Source organism: Flavobacterium sp. TC780 (assembly GCF_056783245.1).
Map to the genome: position 1 here is coordinate 1 of NZ_JBXBAV010000069.1, position 2,356 is coordinate 2,356.

The 2,356-nt window shown below is 39.6% G+C and carries 1 protein-coding gene; it reads left to right on the forward strand.

Features of this window, described 5'->3' with window-relative positions:
- The first annotated feature begins 23 nt into the window (after window positions 1-23).
- Window positions 24-2,303, forward strand: coding sequence for a type I polyketide synthase (locus tag AC1RYN_RS06840; RefSeq protein ID WP_481806357.1), 2,280 nt, complete (start codon window positions 24-26; stop codon window positions 2,301-2,303).
- The last annotated feature ends 53 nt before the right edge of the window (window positions 2,304-2,356 follow it).

A 2,356-nucleotide genomic window follows, 5' to 3' on the forward strand; every position in this document is an offset into this window, starting at 1 on the left:
TCACCAATTGCTAAGGTTAATACATGCTCCTGTTGTTAAGGAGGCAGCACCTGGTAGAGAGCACGACTCATGAGATTGCGATTATTAGTACTTCAGGAGCGTTTAGTGGAGCGGAGAACACAACAGAATTTTGGCAGTTAATTGCCAATCAGCAAGAAGGTATTCAGTTATTCAGTAAAGAAGAATGTCTACAACGAGGGGTAGATGAATCGTTGTTAGAGATGCCAAATTTTGTTCCAGTATTGGGACAAGTGGAAGGTATAGAAAACTTTGATCCAATATTTTGGGGTATATCACCCAATGAGGCAAAACAAACGAATCCTCAAATCCGTAAATTTATCGAACACAGTTGGTTCGTATTAGAGTCTTCGGGATATTCTCAAGAGCGAAAAAAACACAATATAGGGGTATTTGCAGGAAGTGGTAACAGCGACTATTTCTATGATCATATTCTAAACGGAGAAAAGGCAGATCAAATCAATTTATGGGAAGCGGCTGCCTCAAATAGCAAGGATGCCTTAGCAACAAAAACGGCTTTTTTTCTAGGTCTATCTGGTCCTGCTACTTCGATTAATACCGCTTGTTCCACAGGATTAGTTTCTGTGGTAGAAGCCTGTAAAAATCTGCAACTAGGCTTTTGCGATATGGCTTTGGCGGGAGGAGTATCATTTGGCGCACCAGATGGTATCGGTTATTTATACGAAGAAGGAATGATTTCATCTAAGGATGGACATTGCCGAACATTTGACGATCAAGCCTCTGGTACAATTGGCACCTCTGGAGTTGGAGTTGTTTTGCTAAAACGATTAGAAGATGCTATTAAAGATGGGGATACCATCTTAGGGGTAATCAAAGGCTATGCTACCAACAATGATGGAGATCGTAAAACAAGTTATACAGCACCTTCGCTAATCGGTCAGAGTGAGTGTATAATTAATGCGCAACGCATGGCAGGAGTGAGCTCTAATGAAATTGATTATGTAGAATGTCACGGTACTGCTACTCATTTAGGTGACCCAATAGAAGTACAGGCTTTAAAAGAAGCTTTTGCTTTCAATGAAGATAAAGAAAAAGCCTTGGGTCGTAAAACTGTACTGGGAGCAGTGAAAGCCAATATCGGTCATGCCGATTCTGCTGCAGGTACAGCCAGTTTAATTAAGGTTTGTGCAATGCTTCAGCACAATATTCTTCCAGGACAGGTTAATTTTGAGAGCCCTAACCCAGAGCTTGGTTTAGAACAAACCAACTTTGAAATTCTTAAACAAAACCGCGACTGGTTACCTAACGATGGCAAGCAACGTTTGGCTGGAGTAAGTTCTTTTGGGGTTGGAGGCACCAATGCGCATGTGATTATTGGAGATTATGTTGCTCCAACAAAAGAGTTGCAGGAAACTACAATTGCAGAAGAGTATCATTCGATAAAGTATATCATTCCTGTATCTGCCAAAAGCGGACCATCATTGGAACAGAATAAAACAGCCTTGTTAAATTATTTAAGAGGAATACAAAATACTCAGCAATCAGTGACTATTCGAGATATTGCCTATAGCTTACAAGAAAAGAAAGAGCAATTTCAGTATAGAAGTGCCTATTGCGCCCAGACAATTGATGATTTGATTGCTGGATTAAAAGAAAATACCATCACCACTGAGGTAACTGCGGAAAGCAATGCTAGAACAGTGTTCATGTTCCCAGGACAAGGAGCACAATACATCAATATGGCAAAAGCGCTGTATGAAAATGAACCGGTTTTTAAAACTGCTATTGATAAATGTATTTCTATTGCTAACGAACACTTAGAAGTGGACTTGTATCAGGTTATGTATCCCAATGCAGGAGATTTATACGATATCAACCAAACACAGTGGTCTCAAATCACCTTATTTATTATCGAATATGGTTTGTCGGAGTACTTGACACATTTAGGAGTTAAAGCAGACGCTTATATTGGTCACAGCATTGGAGAATATGTGGCAGCTACTTTATCTGAGGTTTTTAGTTTAGAAGATGCTATAAAAATAGTAATTTCCAGAGGGCAACTTATGCAGTCTATGGAATCGGGCAGTATGCTTGCTATCCATTCTACTGAAATCGATATTCAGGAAATAGTAAAAGAATACCATTGCGAAATCGCCGTTATCAACTCTCTAGAAAACATTGTGGTTTCTGGTAGTCATGATAAGATTCAAAGCCTGAAAACAGCATTAGAGAATCGAGGAATTATAAGTATAAAATTGAACGTATCACATGCCTACCATTCTGTTATGATGGAGGGGGTTCTGGGGTACGTGCTGCCTCCCTAACAACAGGAGCATGTATTAACCTTAGCAAGACCAACTGAATCAGTAGGTTTAAA